1 protein-coding gene (cut by both window edges) is annotated in these 19,772 nt (G+C 52.5%); it reads right to left on the bottom strand.

Every position in this 19,772-nt window falls within one protein-coding gene, locus PluTT01m_RS13740, for a non-ribosomal peptide synthase/polyketide synthase, read on the bottom strand. The gene is 49,104 nt long; 21,208 of those nucleotides lie to the left of the window and 8,124 to its right, leaving coding positions 8,125-27,896 in view, spanning codon 2,709 (complete) through codon 9,299 (partial); the first complete codon in reading order (the gene reads right to left) occupies positions 19,770-19,772. Both codon boundaries (start and stop) fall beyond the window edges.

Consider the following 19,772-nt stretch of genomic DNA (forward strand, 5'->3'; position numbering starts at 1 on the left):
CGATCATCCGGCCCAATTTCGGCGTACCCATTATTAATCACCAGCCGAACCACTGCCCGATGCGGTACCATCACTCCTTTGGGCGTGCCCGTTGAGCCTGAGGTATACATGATATAGGCCAGTTCAGTACTGGAACGGGGTAAGTCAGGATTGCGGTTATCTTCCTGCCTAATAGCACCCATCTCATCGGCCAGGCAAAACCGGGGGATCGCCAAGTCAATCGGAGTATCGGTAAGCAATAACTTGGCTGAACAGTCACTTATCAACCAATACTTCCGCTCATCCGGCACTCGGGGATCAATCGGCACATAAACAGCCCCAGCCTTAAGGATAGCCAACTGAGCCACCACCAGCTCAACAGAACGTTCTAATAGCACAGCGACCCGGTTATCCGGCTTGACCCCTTGCCCAATTAACCAGTGGGCTAGTTGGTTAGCGCGAGCATTTAATTCGGCATAGTTGAGAATATGTTTTCCATACACCAACGCTATCGCATTAGGGGTATTTTCTGCCTGTTGCTCAAACAGCCGGTGAATACAACTCTGGTCAGGATATGGTGCTTGAGTCGCGTTCCAAGTTGCCAGTAACAACCTCTTCTCAGCTTCCGGCAAGATATTCAGCAACCGTACCGGTGTCTCCGGCTGCTGTTCAAGCGCCGCTGCCAGACTTTCCAGCGCCTGTTGCATATAACCACACACGCGTTTCGGATCAATCGGTTGAACAATTTGCACCGTCAGCCCCAGTGCGTGACCAAAATCTTCCACCGACAAGACAAGTGGATAGTTAGTGCGCTCTTGCCCGCTAAGGAATTCAATACCGCTGATGGTTACATCCGTGGTAACCGGCTGTGCACTATGCCGGTAGTTCAGTAACGCGCTAAAGAGAGGTGTTTCCCTCGGCACCTCACTACAACGTTGGGCCAGCGCCAGTGAGGCATGTTCATGCTCCAGCAATTCGGCTAATCGAGTATGGGCTAATCGTACACCGTCCCGCACCGGGGTATCATCCATATCCAGTCGCAACGGCAAAGTATTGGTAAATAGCCCCATGCCATTGTCAGCCCCTTGTCCTGCTTGCATCCGTCCAAACAGCACGGTGCCGAATACCACTTTTACCTGTCCGCTGGTACGCGACAAGACCTGTGCCCAGGCCAGATGGCATAAAGTTGCTAAGCTGACACCCATACGCCGTGCCTGACTGCGCAGACGATCATTCAGTTCAGGCGTTAACATCTGGTGCGATTCCATCACCTGTGAACCATCTCGATGTACCTCCATCAACCCGAACGGCAGCGTCGGTTCATCCACTTCAGACAACATGTCAGTAAAGAAGCGGGTATGTGCGGCCTGACTCACCCCCAACCGGGCCTGAGCCACCAGATTGCGGAAAGGGACCGGCACAGGCAAGTTCTCTTCCTGTCCGGCAAGATAAGCCTGAATCTCGCCCTGCATCACTTCCATTGTGGTATGGTCACCAATCAGATGATGCTGCAATTGCAGTGCGCTCCAACGGCCATCGTCCTCCTGCGCCACCGCAAAATGCAACAGTGGTGCTCGTTGCAGATCAATACGATAGCGACGCGGATCAAAATGTTGAGCTAGCTGGTCACAGACCAGCCCATCAACCGGGTCTAGTGTCAGTTCAGTGACTGATAATTGAGCTTGACGCCAAACCACCTGAACTGGCGCTGATAATCCTTGCCAAACAAAGGCGGTACGCAAAATATCGTGGCGATTAACTACCTGTTGTACTGCCGCCAAATAGTTGTCCAACAAGTCGCGGTTAGCAAAGACCATCTGACCAGCCAGCAGATACGGATCTCCTTTATTCGCTAGTAAATGGTGGAACAGAATACCGTCCTGCAACGGTGATAAGCCATAGATATCCTGAATATTGGCAACCCCACCTGATACTTGTGCAATGATATGATCAATCTCAGATTGGGTCAGATCAGCCAACGGCAACATTTCAGGTGTGAGTGCCGTGGTCACCGGGGTAATGACATTCGTCGGCACCACCACTTCCAGTGATTGTCCTGCTGTTTGGGCAAATGCCGATAACACCGGGGATTGGAATAAATCACGCACCGCCAGCGTTAATCCCGCATTACGCAGACGTTCAATCATCCGTACCGCCAACAGCGAATGACCACCCAATGCAAAGAAGTTGTCATGCCGACTCACCTGTTCAATACCCAATAACTCGCTCCAAATAGTGGCTAGCAGAGTTTCTGTCTCCCCTTGCGGCGCTGCATAAACCTGACGGGCAAAGGCATTTTCCCCCGGCACCGGTAGCGCCCGACGATCCAGTTTACCGTTCGGGGTCAATGGGAAGGCATCCATACAGACAAATGCTGCCGGCACCATATAATCCGGTAAAATCGCACCTAAGTGAGTACGCAGACGATTAATCAACTCCTTATCCACTTCTGCCACTACATAAGCCACCAGCCGTTTATCCTGACCGCCGCCCATCACCTGTACAACCGCTTCATGCACTGCCGGGTGTTCCGTCAATCGGGCTTCGATTTCCCCCGGCTCAATGCGGAAACCGCGGATTTTCACCTGTTGGTCATTTCGGCCCAGGAACGCCAAATTGCCATCTGGCAAATAGCGGGCCAAATCCCCGGTGCGGTACATCCGGGCATCCGGCTCACTACTGAACGGATCTGGTAGAAAACGCTCCGCCGTCAGTTCAGGACGATTGAGATAACCCCGTGCCACACCGGCCCCGCCAATATATAACTCACCCACGGCACCTAACGGTACAGGCTGACTATACTTATCCAGCAGATAGAGAGTTAAGTCCGGGATCCGTGTGCCAATAGGACTCGTTATCTGTTCTACATCATGGCGAGCCAGTGCCCGGTAAGTGACGTGAACCGTGGTCTCTGTGATACCGTACATATTCACCAACTGCGGCAACGTCTCCTCACGCAGGGCATACCACGGCTTCAAAATACTCGGATCGAGTGCTTCCCCACCAAAGATGATATAGCGCAAGCAGTCCGGTAACGGATTGGCGATATAGCTGGCAATAAAGGCTTTAAAGGCACTGGGGGTCTGATTCAACACTGTGATGCCATGCTGACACACGAATTGATGCAGCTCCTGGGGGGAACGGGCAATCGCGTGCGGAACCAGCACTAATTTAGCACCGTAACGTAACGCCCCCCATAATTCCCACACCGAGAAGTCAAACGCAATGGAGTGGAACAGGCACCAAATATCTTGCCGATTAAAGTGATACCAAAATTCAGTCGCCTCAAACAAACGCAGGATATGGCGATGTTCCACCATTACCCCTTTCGGCGTGCCGGTCGAGCCCGAGGTGTAAATCACATACGCCAGATGCTGTGCCGTCAATGCCGGCACTTGTGGGTTACTGTCCGGTTGATCAGGCGGGCTATTTGGGTCAAGTACCGTTAACCCTGCCAGTGCGTCCTCTCCCAGCACATCACGCCCGACATTATCCGCCAGCAAAATAGCGGGGGCAGCATCGGTCAGGATATGTGTCAGGCGCTCACCGGTATAGACCGGATCCAGCGGTACATAGGCACCCCCGGCTTTCAACACGGCTAATACCCCTACCACCATTGCCAATGAACGTGACACGCAAACCGCCACCCGTTGGTCCGGTATGACGCCCAACGCGATCAGTTGATGCGCCAGACGGTTGGCGCGGTTATTGAGCTCGGCATAGCTGAAACTCTGTTCTTCATACACCAGTGCCGTGGCATCTGGACTTTTCTCTGCCCATTGCTCAAACAGTTGGTGAATACAACCGTGATCTGGATACGACGTTTCAGTTGCATTCCAGGTTTCCAGCAACAGCTTTTTCTCTGCTGTTGGCAAAATATTCAATGTTCGTACCGGTATCTCTGGATGCTGTTCAAGCGCCACTGCCAGACTCTCCAGCGCCTGCTGCATATAATCACATATCCGTTCCGGATCAATCGGTTGAGCAATTTGCGCCGTCAATCCTAAAGCATGACCAACATCCTCCACCGACAAGACAAACGGATAGTTAGTGCGCTCTTGCCCGCCGAGAAATTCAATACCGCTGATGGTTGCATCCGTGGTAACCGGTTGTGCACTATGCCGGTAGTTCAGCAAAGCACTAAAGAGAGGCGCTTCCCCCGGTATTCCACTGCAACGTTGAGCCAGCGCCAGTGACGCATGTTCATGCTCCAGCAATCCAGCTAACCGAGAATGAGCTGCCCGTACACTTTCCTGCACCGGGGTATCATCCATATCCAGTCGCAACGGCAAGGTATTGATAAACAGCCCCATGCTGCTGTCACCTCCTTGCCCTGCCTGCATTCGCCCAAACAGCACGGTACCGAACACCACTTTATCCTGCCCGCTGGTACGTGATAAAACCTGTGCCCAAGCCAGATGGCATAACGTAGCCAAACTGACACCCAGACGCCGGGCCTGATTGCGCAGACGATCGTTCAACCTAACAGGTAACATCCGGTGCGATTCCGTCACCTGCGAACCATCCCGATGTACCTCCGTCAACCCAAATGGCAGTGTTGGTTCATCCACCTCAGCCAACATGTCAGTAAAGAAGCGGGTATGTTCGGCTTGACTCACCCCCAAACGAACTTGAGCTACCAGATTGCGGAAAGGAACTGGCACAGGCAAGTTCTCTTCCTGTCCGACTAGGTAAGCCTGAACTTCGCCATGCATCACTTCCATTGTGGTATGGTCGCCAATCAGATGATGTAGCAATTGCAGTACGCTCCAACGGCCATCCTCCTCCTGTGCTACCACAAAGTGCAACAATGGGGCTCGTTGCAGATCAATACGATAGCGACGTGGATCAAAAAGTTGAGCTAACTGGTCACGGACCGGCCCATCAACTGGGTCCAATGTCAGCTTAGTGACTGATAATGGTGCCTGACGCCAAACCACTTGAGCCGGCGTTGATAATCCTTGCCAAACAAAGGCGGTACGCAGAATATCGTGGCGATTCACTACCTGTTGCACTGCTGCCAGATAACGATCCAACAAGGCGCGATCATCAAAAGTCATTTGGCTGACCAATAGATACGGGTCACCTTCATTGGCCAACAAATGGTGAAACAGAATACCGTCCTGCAACGGAGACAGGGCATAGATATCCTGAATATTAGCCATCCCACCCGGCACTTGTCCCACGATATGGTCAATTTCAAGCTGGGTCAGCTCAATCAGCGGCAACATTTCGGGTGTAAGTGCCGTGGTCGCCGGGGTGATGACATTCGCCGGCACCACCACCGGAGGTGATTGGCCTACTGTTTGGGCAAATGCCGATAACATCGGAGATTGAAATAGGTCACGTACCGCCAGCGTTAACCCCACGTTACGCAGGCGCTCAATCATCCGCACCGCAAGCAGAGAATGGCCGCCCAAGGCAAAGAAACTATCGTGCCGACTGATCTGTTCAATCCCCAACAACTCGCTCCAGATAGCAGCCAATAGGATTTCTGTTTCTCCCTGCGGTGCTTCATAAACTTGCCGGGCAAAAGCTTCCTCCCCCGGTGCCGGTAATGCCCGACGATCCAATTTGCCGTTCGGCGTCAACGGGAAAGTATCCAGACGTACAAAGGCCGTCGGCACCATATAATCCGGTAAAATGGTACTTAGGTGGGTATGCAGACGGTTAACTAACTCCTCATCCGCTTCTGTTACCACATAAGCTATCAACCGTTTGTCCTGACCGTCGCCCATCACCTGCACAACCGCTTCACTCACGAACGGGTATTCCAGCAATCGGGCTTCGATTTCCCCTAGTTCAATACGGAAACCACGGATTTTCACCTGCTGGTCATTGCGGCCCAGAAACTCCAGATTGCCGTCTGGCAGGTAACGGGCCAAATCCCCGGTCCGATACAGGCGGGCATCCGGTTTATCACTAAACGGATCCGGCAGAAAACGCTCCGCGGTCAGTTCGGGGCGATTGAGATAACCACAGGCAACCCCATCTCCACCGATATAAATCTCACCAGTTACCCCCTGTGGCACTGGCTGACCATAGGTATCTAACAGATAAACCCGCGTATTGGCTATCGGTCGACCAATGGGGATCCGGCTCACTTCCGGTGATAATGCCGTGATGCGGTAGGTGGTAGTGAAGGTGGTGCCCTCACTCGGTCCATAACCATTTAATAACTGTTGAGGCGGGCTATCACGCAGAACCTGCGCCATCACATGCGGATCCAGCACATCGCCGCCGACAATCAGGGTCTTGATTTGTGGCAGCACTGGGAACAACGCTGTCGCCAGTCGGTTAAACAGCCCGACACTCAGCCATAGTACGGTAATGCGATAAGTCTGTAATGCCTGAACAAATTCTTTAGGCGTCAGTAACGTAGTGTGATCAATCACCACCAGCGTACCGCCATTGAGCAATGGTGCCCAGACTTCAAAGGTACTGGCATCGAAAGCCGGGTTGGCCTCAAACACCACCCGATCATCCGGCCCGATTTCAGCGTACCCGTTATTGATGACCAGTCGAACCACCGCACGATGCGGCACCATTACCCCTTTGGGTGTACCGGTCGAGCCAGAGGTATACATGATATAGGCCAAGTCGGTACTGGAGCGAGGCAAGTCAAGATTGCGGTGATCTTCTTCTTCGATAGTGATCATCTCATCAGTTAGAGAAAACCGGGGGATCGCCACATCAACCGGGATACCGCTAAGCAATAACTTGGCTGAACAGTCGTTTATCAGCCAGTTTTTCCGTTCGTCCGGCACACGGGGATCGATTGGCACATAAACGGCCCCGGCTTTGAGAATTGCCAATTGGGCCACGATCAGCTCAATGGAACGTTCTAACAGCACAGCAACCCGCTCATCTGACCGTATCCCCCACTTAATTAACTGGCGCGCCAATCGGTTAGCGCGAGCATTTAATTCGGTGTAGCTGAGAATGTGTTCTTCATACACCAGCGCTACTGCGTCAGGGGTTTTCTCCTCCTGTTGTTCAAACAACCGATGAATGCATGTCTGGTCAGGATATCGCGTCTGGGTTGCATTCCAGGTTTCCAGCAACAGTTTGCGTTCCGCCACGGTCAGGATATCGATTTTCCCAACCGGCTGTTGAGGGTTAGCCGCCATCTCTCGTAGTACGGTATGGAGATAGCCCACCTGCCGCTCAATGGTAAGTTGATCAAACAGGGCGGTGGCATAATTCAGATAACCGACAATTCGGCCGTCTACTTCAGACAGACTCAATTCAAGGTCAAACTTAGCGATATCAATGCGTTGCTCGGCAGGTGAAACCGTCAGTCCCGGCATCTTCCATTCCATGCCTTCATTGTTCTGCCAAGCAAACATCACCTGGAACAGCGGAGTATGTGCCAAGTGGCGTGGTGGTTGTACAATTTCCACTACCTGTTCAAACGGGAGATCCTGATGCTCCTGTGCCGCCAGCGCAGTTTGTCGCACTCGCGCCAGCAATTCCGCCACATTGGGGGAATCGGATAAATCCATGCGTAACGCCAGTGTATTCACAAAAAAGCCGATCAGGGATTCCACTTCCTGCCGACTGCGACCGGCACTCGGCGTACCGATAACCAGATCTTCCTGGCCTGATAGGCGTGATAAGACTGTTGCCCAAGCAGCCAGCAACGTCATAAATAACGTGACTCCCTGTTGCTCACTCAAACGTTTAAGAGATTGGGTTAACTCCGCATCCAAATTGACGGGTAATAAAGCCCCGGCAAACGACTGCTGAGATGGACGTGACCGATCAGTAGGCAAATCCAGTAGAACTGGCGCATCTGCCAGACTCATTCTCCAATAGTCAGATTGGATTTGTAACCGCTCCGCCGACAGCCACTGACGCTGCCAGGCAGCATAATCAGGATACTGAATTGCCAGTGGAGGTAACGGATCTGGCAGCCCCATTGAAAAAGCGGTATAGAGGGCACTCAACTCATGCATCAACACGCCAGCCGACCAGCCGTCTGACACAATATGATGCTGAGTCAGCAAAAAGACATAATCATCGTCAGCACGTTGTATCAAACCCGCTCGAATTAACGGACCACCAGCAAGATCAAACGGCACCTCCGCTTCCTGTACACATAAACGCTCAAGTCGTTTATCTGCATCAAACACTTTACGCAAATCGTGTTTGCTCATCGGCAAACCCAATTCAGCCGGCAACAATTCGACCTGAGGCTGACCATCCTCCGAGATAAAGATGGAACGCAAAGCCTCGTGGCGGGCAAACAAGCGATTCAGCGCCTGCTGCCAAGCAGCGATATCCAACTGACCATGTAAACGCAGAGCCATTGGGACATGATAAGTCTGGCTAACCCCTTCAAATTGGGTCAGGAGCCATAGACGCTGTTGAGCAAATGACAGCGGTAATGCACCCTCTCGGGATATCGGCAGCATAGCAGACACACTATTGTTCTGTTCACCAAGCTGAGCCCTCATTACCTCAGCAAAATCTGCCAACGTCGGTGATTTAAACAACGTGGTCAGCGGCAATTCAATGCCTAAAGCCGCCATTCGGTTTATCATCCTCACCGCCAATAACGAATGGCCGCCCAGAGCAAAGAAACTGTCATACCGTCCCACCAGCTCAATCCCCAGTAACTCACGCCAGATAGCGGCCAGTGCTATCTCTGTTTCGCCTTGTGGCGCTTCGTAAATCTGGCGGGAAAAGGCTTCTTCGTCCGGTGCCGGTAACGCTAGACGGTCCAGCTTTCCATTCGGCGTCAACGGTAGTGCATCCAAACGGACAAAAGCCGCCGGCATCATATAATCTGGCAAAATTGTGCTCAGATGAGTACGCAGGCTATTCGCCAATTCATCGTTTTCTTCTGCCACCACCCAAGCCACTAGACGCTTATCATGCTCCTCACCCCGCGCTAACACTACCGCTTCACGTACCGCAGGGTACTCTGTCAACCGGGTCTCGATTTCACCCGGTTCAATCCGGAAGCCCCGAATTTTAATCTGCTGGTCATTACGACCAACAAATACTAAATTGCCATCTGGCAGATAACGGGCCAAATCGCCGGTCCGATACATCCGCGCACCCGGCATCTCACTAAATGGGTCAGCTAAAAAGCGTTCAGCCGTCAGTTCAGGACGATTAAGGTAGCCACGCGCCACCCCCGCACCACCGACATACAACTCACCTACTGCCCCCAACGGCACTGGCTGGCCGTCGCTATTCAACAAATAAATCTGGGTGTTCGCCGTCGGATGGCCGATAGGCACTAACGTATCCGTGTAGTCTGGTGGACAACGCCAAGTCGCCGCACACACCGTGATTTCTGTCGGGCCATAGGCATTAAACAGCGCCGCCCGGCGACAAAGTGTCTGAAATAGTGCTGCGCTAGGTGCTTCACCGCCTAATATCACTGTCGGTGTTATCGTTAGCGCCGGTAAATCTCCTCCATCCCGAAGCAGAGCCGGGGTCAGACAGGCATGGGTCACTACCTGTTGCTCCAGATAATGCCAGAGACGAAGCGGGTCCTGCCGGACGATATCGACTGCGATAACCAGACAGGCCCCACTTCCCAACGCCATCATGATTTCCCAAACACTGGCATCAAAGCTCAATGAGGCAAACTGCAATATCCGGCTATCTGAGTGAATGTCAAACTGGGCAATTTTATCCCGGACAAGATTGATTAGCCCACGATGCTCAACCATCACACCTTTTGGTGTACCGGTTGAACCTGATGTGTAAATCACATACGCCAGATGCTGTGCAGTCAGTGCGGTCACTTGCGGGTTACTGTCCGGCTTATCAGGCAGCGTATTCGGATCCAGTACCGTGAGTCCTGACAGTGCTTCCTCACCCAATGCGGCACATCCGACATTGTCCGCCAGCAAAATAGCCGGTGCTGCATCGGTCAAAATATGTGCCAAACGTTCCCCTGGATAAGCCGGGGCCAATGGAACATAGGCACCACCCGCTTTCAACACCGCCAGCAAGCCCACAATCATCGTCGGTGAACGTGTCACGCAAATCGCTACTCGCTGGTCTGGCACAATACCCAGCGCAATCAGTTGATGGGCTAGTCGGTTAGCGCGGGTATTCAGTTCCGCATAGCTGTACGTCTGTTCTTCATACACCAGTGCTGTGGCGTCCGGGTTTTTCTCCACTTGTTGTTCAAATAATTGATGGATACACAGCGGGTCAGAATAGGCAATTTCTGTCTCATTCCAGGTTTTTAATAACAAAGTGCGTTCAGCCTCGGGCAAAATTTCCAACGTCCGTACCGGCGTTTCCGGGGCCAGCTCAAGTGTTTCTGCCAAACTTTCCAGCGCTTGTTGCATATAACCGCACACCCGTTCCGGATCAAATGGCTGGACAATTTGCGTTGTTAGCCCCAACGCATTACCAAAATCCTCCACCGATAGAGTAAACGGATAGTTGGTACGTTCCTGCGCGCCAAGAAACTCAACACCATTCATGATTTCATTCGAAGTCGCGGATAACGCACTATGCCGGTAATTCAACAAAGCACTAAAGAGTGGAACTTCACCTTGTATCCCACTGCAACGTTGAGCCATCGCCAGTGAAGCATGTTCATGCTCCAGTAACTCGGCTAGCCGGGCGTGTGCTGCCTGTACACGCCCTCGTACTGGGGTATCATCCATATCTAGCCGTAACGGCAAGGTATTGATAAACAGCCCCATACTGCTGTCAGTCCCTTGCCCTGTCTGCATCCGTCCAAACAATACGGTGCCGAATACCACTTTCTCCTGTCCACTGGTACGCGACAATACCTGTGCCCAGGCTAGATGGCACAGCGCTGCTAGACTGACACCCAGACGCCGGGCCTGACTACGCAAGCGGTTGTTCAGTATGGCGGGCAACATTCGGTACGATTGGGTCATCTGAGAACCATCCCGATGTACTTCCGTCAATCCGAATGGCAACGTCGGTTGATCCACCTCAGCTAACATGTCAGTAAAGAAGCGGGTATGCTCGGCCTGATTCACCCCCAGACGAACCTGAGCCACCAGATTGCGGAAAGGGGCCGGCACAGGCAGGCTCTCTTCCTGCCCGGTAAGGTACGCCTGAACTTCGCGGTTCATCACTTCCAGTGTCGTATGGTCGCCAATCAAATGATGCTGTAATTGCAGTGCAATCCAACGACCATCCATTTCCTGTGCAATAACAAAACGTAACAGTGGCGCTTGGCCCAGATCGAGACGATGCTGACGCGGATTAAAACGTTGAGCCAATTGCTCATAAACCGGTCCGTCAGCAGGATCTAATATCAGTTCCACAACTGATAACGGTGCCTGACGCCAAACAACCTGAACCGGTGCAGATAATCCTTGCCAAATAAAGGCGGTACGCAGAGTATCGTGGCGATTAACCACCTGTTGCACCGCCACCAGATAACTATCCAGCAACGAACGATCAGCAAAGGCCATCTGGCTGACTAACAGATACGGGTCGCCTTCATTGGTTAATAAGTGGTGGAACAGAATACCGTCCTGTAACGGCGACAGGGCATAGATATCCTGAATATTAACTATTCCACCCGGCATTTGTTGCACAATATAGTCAATCTCAGTTTGGGTCAGCTCAATCAACGGCAACATCTCAGGTGTGAGTGCCGTGGTCGCCGGGGTAATAACATTCTCCGGCACCACCACCGCTTGTGACTGCCCTACTGTTTCGGCAAATGCCGATAACACCGGGGATTGGAATAGATCATGCACCGCCAGCGTTAATCCCGCATTACGCAGACGTTCAATCATCCGCACTGCAAGCAGAGAATGGCCGCCCAAGGCAAAGAAGCTGTCGTGCCGACTAATCTGTTCAATACCCAACAACTCGCTCCAGATAGTGGCCAATAGGATTTCTGTTTCCCCTTGCGGCGCGGCATAAACCTGACGCGCAAAAGCATCCGCCCCCGGCGCAGGTAATGCTCGGCGATCCAGCTTGCCGTTTGGGGTCAGCGGGAAGGTATTCAGGCGTACAAAAGCGGCCGGCACCATATAATCAGGCAAAATAGCACTCAGATATCCACGCAAGCTCGCCGTCAATCCGTCATCTGGCTCTGCCACTACATAAGCCACCAGCCGTTTGTCCTGCCCGTCACTTAACGCCAGTACCAATGCTCCACTTACCGCAGGATGCTCCATCAGCCGCGCTTCAATTTCTTGCGGCTCAATACGGAACCCCCTGATTTTAACCTGTTGATCGTTACGACCAACGAATATCAGATTGCCGTCCGGCAGGTAACGAGCCAAATCCCCGGTGCGATACAAGCGGGCATCAGGTTCATTACTGAACGGATCAGTTAGGAAACGTTCAGCAGTCAACTCAGGATAATTGAGATAACCACGTGCGACACCTACGCCACCGATATACAGTTCCCCCACCGTCCCCAATGGTACCGGCTGACCATAAGTATCCAGCAGATAAACCCGTGTGTTGGTTGTTGGGCGCCCAATAGGAACCCATGCATCCGTATAGTCTGATGGGCAAGACCAAGAGGTGGCGCAAACCGTAATTTCCGTCGGGCCATAATCATTGAACAAATTTACCCGATCACACAACGCCCGGAACAGGGTTGAACCCGGTGCTTCTCCTGCAAATATTAACGTAGGCTTTATCGTTATTACCGGTAAATCGCTCTCTTCCCGGAACAGAGCCGGTGGCAGGAAAGCGTGCGTTACTGCTTGTTTTTCCAGATAAGACCAAAGACGACGCGGGTCCTGGCGGATAATATCGGTAGGAATAACCAAACAGGCCCCGCCACTTAACGCTGTCATGATCTCCGAGACACTGGCATCAAAACCCGATGAGGCAAATTGCAATATTCGACTGGTTTCATCAACGCTAAACCGGGTAATTTGAGCCAGAGCCAAGTTAACTACCCCACGATGTTCCACCATCACCCCTTTCGGCGTGCCAGTCGAACCCGAGGTGTAAACCACATAGGCCAAATGTCGTTCAGTCAATTCAGGTATCAGCGGATTACTGTCCGCTTGGTCAAACAGGATATTCGGATCGAGCATAATCAAGTCTGCAAGTGCTTTCTCACCCAACGCAGCACGTCCAGTATTATCCGCCAACAAAATAGCCGGTTTGGCATCAACCAGAATATGCCCCAGACGCTCGCCCGAATAAGCCGGATCCAGTGGCACATAAGCACCACCCGCTTTCAGCACCGCTAACAATCCGACTATCATTGCTGGTGAACGCGCCACACAAATCGCCACTCGCTGATCCGGCACCACACCCAACGTAATCAGTTGATGCGCCAGCCGATTAGCACTCGTATTTAATTCGGCATAACTGATGGCTTGCCCTTCATACATCAGTGCCGTAGCATCCGGATTCTTCTCTGCCCATTGCTCAAATAGTCGGTGAATACAACCGTGATCTGGATACGACGTTTCGGTCATGCTCCAGGTTTCCAATAACAGCTTACGTTCCGCTACAGTCAGGATATCGATTTTCCCGACTGGCTGTTGAGGGTTAGCCACCATCGCCCGCAATACGGTATGGAGATAACCCACCTGCCGCTCAATGGTCGCCTGATCAAATAGAGCAGTGGCATAATTCAGATAACCGACAATTCTTCCGTCCACCTCAGATAGGCTCAATTCAAGATCAAATTTAGCGATATCGATGAGTTGATCGGCAGGTAAAACCGTCAGTCCCGGCAATTGCCATTCCGCATTCTCATTACTCTGCCAAGCAAATATCACCTGAAATAGCGGAGTATGCGCTAATCGGCGCAGCGGTTGCACGATTTCTACCACCTGTTCAAAGGGTAGGTCCTGATGCTCCTGGGCCGCCAATGCAGTTTGTCGCACATGCGCCAACAATTCTGTTACATTCGGTGCACCGGATAAATCCATCCGCAACGCCAGTGTATTCACAAAGAAACCAATCAGGGATTCCACTTCTTGCCGACTGCGACCGGCACTCGGCGTACCGATAACCAGATCTTCCTGACCTGATAAGCGCGATAAAACCGTCGCCCAAGCCGCTAACAGGGTCATAAATAACGTGACACCTTGTTGCTCACTCAAGCGTTTAAGGGATTGCGTTAACTCCGCATCCAGACTGACGGGCAAGATATTTCCGGTAAATGACTGCCGAGGTGGACGTGGCCGATCAGTAGGCAAATCCAGTAGAACCGGTGCATCAACCAGTCTCGCGCGCCAATAATCAGATTGAAACTGTATGCGTTCAGCCGATAGCCATTGACGCTGCCAAGCGGCGTAATCAGGATACTGAATCGTCAACGGAGACAACGGATCCGGTTGCCCGGTAAGAAAAGCGGTATAAAGGGCGTTCAATTCACACATCAATACGCTGACAGACCAGCCATCGAAAATAATATGATGCAGGGTCAGCAGGAAGACATGTTCATCATTAGCCAGTTGTACCAGAGCAGAACGAATTAATGGACCACGGGCAAGATCAAACGGCGTACCAGCTTCCTGAGTAGAGAGAGAGGCAAGCTGCGCATCCACGTCAGGTGTGTTACGCAGATCATATTTTTTCATCGGCCAACCTAATGCCGCCGGCAACAATTCCACCTGCGGCTGGCCGTCAACAGCAACAAAAACAGAGCGCAACGCTTCGTGACGGGCAAACAGCGTATCAAGCGCCTGTTGCCAGGTGGCGATATCCAGCAGACCACGCAAACGCAGAGCCAGCGGAATATGATAGGTTTCACTCACCCCCTCAAACTGCGCCAGGAGCCACAGACGCTGTTGCGCAAATGACAACGGCAATTGGCCTTCACGGGATAGCGGAATGATAGCTGGCAATGCCTCGCCTGACTCATCAAACCGGGCACTCATCACTTCAGCAAAAGCCATCAAAGTCGGGAATGTAAACAGCGTAGACAGCGGTAATTCGATCCCCAAAGCCGCTATCCGGTTTATCATTCGCACCGCCAACAGCGAATGACCACCCAGTGCGAAAAAGTTGTCATACCGGCTAATCCGCTCAACACCCAATAATTCACGCCAGATAGCCGCCAATGTGGTTTCCATTTCCCCTGACGGTACAGCGTAAATTTGCCGGGCAAAATCTTCTTCCCCCGGTACCGGTAGCGCCCGACGGTCCAGCTTGCCGTTCGGCGTCAGCGGGAAGGCATCCAAACAGACAAAAGCAGCCGGTACCATATAATCCGGCAACACCGCACTTAAGTGATCACGCAGATGGTTAACCAGCATCTCATCCGCTTCTGCCACCACATAAGCCACCAGCCGTTTGTCCTGACCGTCATCCACCACTAGCACAACCGCTTCATGCACTGCCGGGTGTTCCAGCAATCGGGCTTCAACTTCCCCCGGTTCAATGCGGAAACCGCGAATTTTCACCTGTTGGTCATTACGGCCCAGAAATTCCAAATTACCGTCTGGTAGATAACGGGCCAGATCCCCAGTCCTGTACATACGGGCATCCGGTTGATCACTAAATGGATCTGTCAGGAAACGCTCAGCAGTCTGGTCAGGACGATTAAGATAGCCACAAGCGACCCCATCTCCCCCCACATAAATCTCACCGATCGCACCCAACGGTACCGGCTGACCGTAAGTATCCAGCAGATAAATGCGTGCATTGGCTATCGGCCGGCCAATGGGGATTCTCGCCACTACCGACGGTAACGCTGTAATACAGTAGGTGGTGGTAAAGGTGGTGCCCTCACTGGGTCCATAAGCACTTAATAACTGTTGCGGCGGGTTATCACGTAGAACTTGCGCCATCACATGAGGATCTAGCACATCACCGCCGACAATCAGGATTTTGAGCTGCGGGAGAACCGGGGACAACTCTGCTACCAGCCGGTTAAATAGCCCGACACTTAACCACAACACAGTAATGCGATAAGTCTGTAATGCCAGGGCAAACTCTTTGGGCGTTAGCACAGTGGCATGATCAATAACCACCAACGTACCACCATTCAGCAAAGGAGCCCAAACTTCAAAGGTGCTGGCATCGAAAGACGGGTTAGCTCCAAACGCGACCCGATCATCTGGTCCGATTTCGGCATAACCATTATTGATGACCAGCCGGGCCACCGCACGATGCGGTACCAACACCCCTTTTGGGGTACCAGTCGAGCCGGAGGTATACATAATATAAGCCAGCTCAGTACTGATGCGGGGCAAGTCAGGATTGGGGTAATCTTCCCCACTGATAGCGCCGATCTTATCGGCCAAGTCAACCGGGATATCCGTAAGCAATAATTTGGCTGCACAGTCGCTTATCAGCCAGTGCTTCCGTTCATCCGGTACGCGGGGATCGATCGGTACATAAACAGCCCCGGCCTTGAGGATAGCCAATTGAGCCACCACCAGTTCAATAGAACGTTCTAACTGCACAGCGACCCGGTCATCCGGCTGGATCCCCTGCCCAATTAACCAGTGTGCCAACCAGTTGGCACGAGCATTTAATTCGGCGTAGCTGAGAATGTGTTCTCCATACACCAGCGCTATCGCATCAGGCGTGTTTCCTGCCTGTTGTTCAAATAGCTGGTGAACACAACATTGGTCAGGATATGGCGCCTGAGTTGCATTCCAAGTCTCCAGCAACAACCTTTTTTCCGCTGCTGGCAAGATATTCAATGCCCGTATCGGTGTTTCCGGTGCCTGTTCAAGTGCTTCCACCAAACTTTCCAGCGCCTGTTGCATATAACCACATATTCGCTCTGGATCAATCGGTTGAACAATTTGCGTCGTCAGCCCCAGTGCATGACCAAAATCCTCTACCGACAAGACAAACGGATAGTTAGTGCGCTCTTGCTCGCTAAGGAATTCAATACCGCTGATGATTGCATCCGTGGTAACCGGCTGCGTACTATGCCGGTAGTTCAGTAACGCGCTAAAGAGAGGCACTTCCCCCAATACCCCACTGCAACGTTGAGCCAGTGCCAGTGAAGCATGTTCATGCTCCAGCAATCCGGCTAACCGGGTATGGGCTAACCGCACACTGTCCTGCACCGAGGTCTCATCCATATCCAATCGTAACGGTAAGGTATTGATAAACAGCCCCATGCCACTATCAGCGCCTTGCCCAGCCTGCATCCGCCCAAACAGCACGGTGCCGAACACCACTTGTTCCCGTCCACTGGTACGCGACAACACCTGTGCCCAGGCCAAATGGCACAAAGTCGCCAAACTGACGTCCAGACGCCGAGCCTGACTGCGCAGGCGGTCATTCAACGTAGCAGGTAACATTCGGTGAAATTCTGTCACCTGCGAACCATCCCGATATACCTCCGTCAACCCGAACGGCAGCGTCGGTTCGTCCACTTCTGCCAGCATGTCAGTAAAGAAGCGGGTATGCTCAGCCTGACTCACGCCCAACCGGGCCTGAGCCACCAGATTGCGGAAAGGGGCTGGCGCAGGCAAGCTCTCTTCCTGTCCTGCAAGATAAGCCTGAACCTCACCGTTCATCACTTCCAGCGTCGTATGGTCGCCAATCAGGTGATGCAGCAATTGCAGTACACTCCAGCGACCATCGTCCTCCTGCGCTATCGCAAAATGCAACAAAGGTGCTTGGTTCAAGTCGAGGCGATGATGGCGTGGGTCAAAATGTTGAGCTAATTGGTCACGGACCGGCCCATCAACCGGGTCTAATGTCAGTTCCGTGACTGACAATTGAGCCTGACGCCAAACGACTTGTACTGGCGCTGATAATCCTTGCCAAACAAAGGCGGTACGCAAAATATCGTGGCGATTAACCACCTGTTGCACTGCCGCCAGATAACGATCCAACAACGAACGATCAGCAAAAATCATTTGGCTGACCAATAGATATGGGTCACCTTTATTCGCCAGCAAATGGTGGAACAAGATGCCGTCCTGCAATGGTGACAGGGCATAGATATCTTGAATATTGGCCACCCCACCCGGTACTTGTTCAATGATATGGTCAATTTCAGACTGAGTGAGATCAATCAATGGCAACATTTCGGGTGTAAGTGTTGTGAGCGCCGGGGTAATGACATTTGCCGGCACCACCACCACCGGTGATTGCCCTACTGTTTGGGCAAATTCAGATAACACTGGGGATTGGAATAAATCACGTACTGCCAGCGTTAACCCCGCATTACGCAGACGTTCAACCATCCGCACCGCCAGCAATGAATGACCACCTAGGGCAAAGAAGCTGTCATGCCGACTAACCTGTTCAATGCCCAACAACTCGCTCCAGATAGCAGCCATCAGGGTTTCGGTCTCCCCTTGCGGCGCTGCATAAACCTGACGGGCAAAGGCTTCCGCCCCCGGCGCTGGTAGAGCCCGGCGATCCAGTTTGCCATTTGGCGTCAACGGGAAGGCATCCAAACGTACAAAGGCTGCCGGTACCATGTAATCCGGCAAAATGGCGCTCAGGTGAGTACGCAGATGGTTAACCAACTCTTCATTCGCTTCTGCTGCTACATAAGCCACCAACCGTTTATCCTGACCGTCACCTAAAGCTAGCACCAGCGCTTCACTCACCGCTGGGTACTCCAACAATCGGGCCTCGATTTCTCCCGGTTCAATGCGGAAACCACGGATTTTCACCTGTTGGTCATTGCGGCCTAGGAATTCCAGATTGCCATCCGGTAGATAGCGGGCTAAATCCCCAGTCCGATACAGGCGGGCATCCGGCTTATCGCTAAACGGATCGGCCAGAAAACGTTCCGCCGTCAAATCAGGTCGGTTGAGATAGCCTCGCGCTACCCCGATACCACCAATATAGAGCTCACCAACTGCCCCTAACGGCACCGGCTGGCCGTCAGTATTCAGCAAATAAATCTGTGTGTTAGCTGTCGGACGCCCAATCGCAATGACACCCTCAGTGTAGTCTGACGGACAACGCCAGGTGGCCGCACACACCGTAATTTCTGTTGGGCCATACGCATTAAACACCGTTGCCCGACGACACAGTGCTTGAAGCAACGTTGTACTGGGTGCTTCACCACCGAGTATCAGCGTCGGTCTTATCGTCATTTCCGGTAAATCGGTCCCCTCCCGGAGCAGGGCCGGTGTCAAGCAGGCATGGGTTATCGCCCGCTCTTCCAGATAATGCCAGAGATAACGGGGCTCCTGACGAACCGTATCAGCCGGGATCGCCAAAGTGGCCCCACTGCACAATGCCATCATGGTTTCCCAGACACCCGCATCAAAGCCAAATGAGGCAAACTGCAACATCCGGCTACCCGGATGAATATCAAACTGAACGATTTTTTCCTGAACCAGGTTAACCAGCCCACAATGTTCAACCATCACTCCCTTTGGTATGCCGGTTGAACCGGAGGTATAAATCACATACGCCAGATGATGTGGGGTTAATACCGGTACTTGCGGGTTGCTATCCGGTTGATCAGGCAAGCTATTCGGATCCAGTACAGTTAACGCTGCCAGCACTTTTTCGCCTAACGCGGCACGTCCCGTATTATCTGCCAGTACAATAGCGGGGGCAGCATCGGTTAAAATATGAATCAGACGTTCCCCCGGATAAGCCGGGTCTAGCGGTACATAGGCACCCCCAGCTTTCAGTACTGCCAGCAGTCCCACTATCCGCGCCGGCGAACTCGCGACGCAAATTGCCACCCGCTGCTCTGGTGCGACTCCCAACGTTATCAGTTGATGCGCCAGCCGATTAGCACGGGCATTTAATTCGGCATAACTGAGAATGTATTTTTCATACACCAGCGCTATCGCATCAGGGGTTTTCTCTGCCTGTTGCTCAAATAGTCGGTGAATACAACCGTGATCTGGATACGACGTTTTGGTCGCGTTCCAAGTTTCCAATAACAACTTGCGCTC

It is taken from the genome of Photorhabdus laumondii subsp. laumondii, from assembly GCF_003343245.1.
Taxonomy (GTDB): domain Bacteria; phylum Pseudomonadota; class Gammaproteobacteria; order Enterobacterales; family Enterobacteriaceae; genus Photorhabdus; species Photorhabdus laumondii.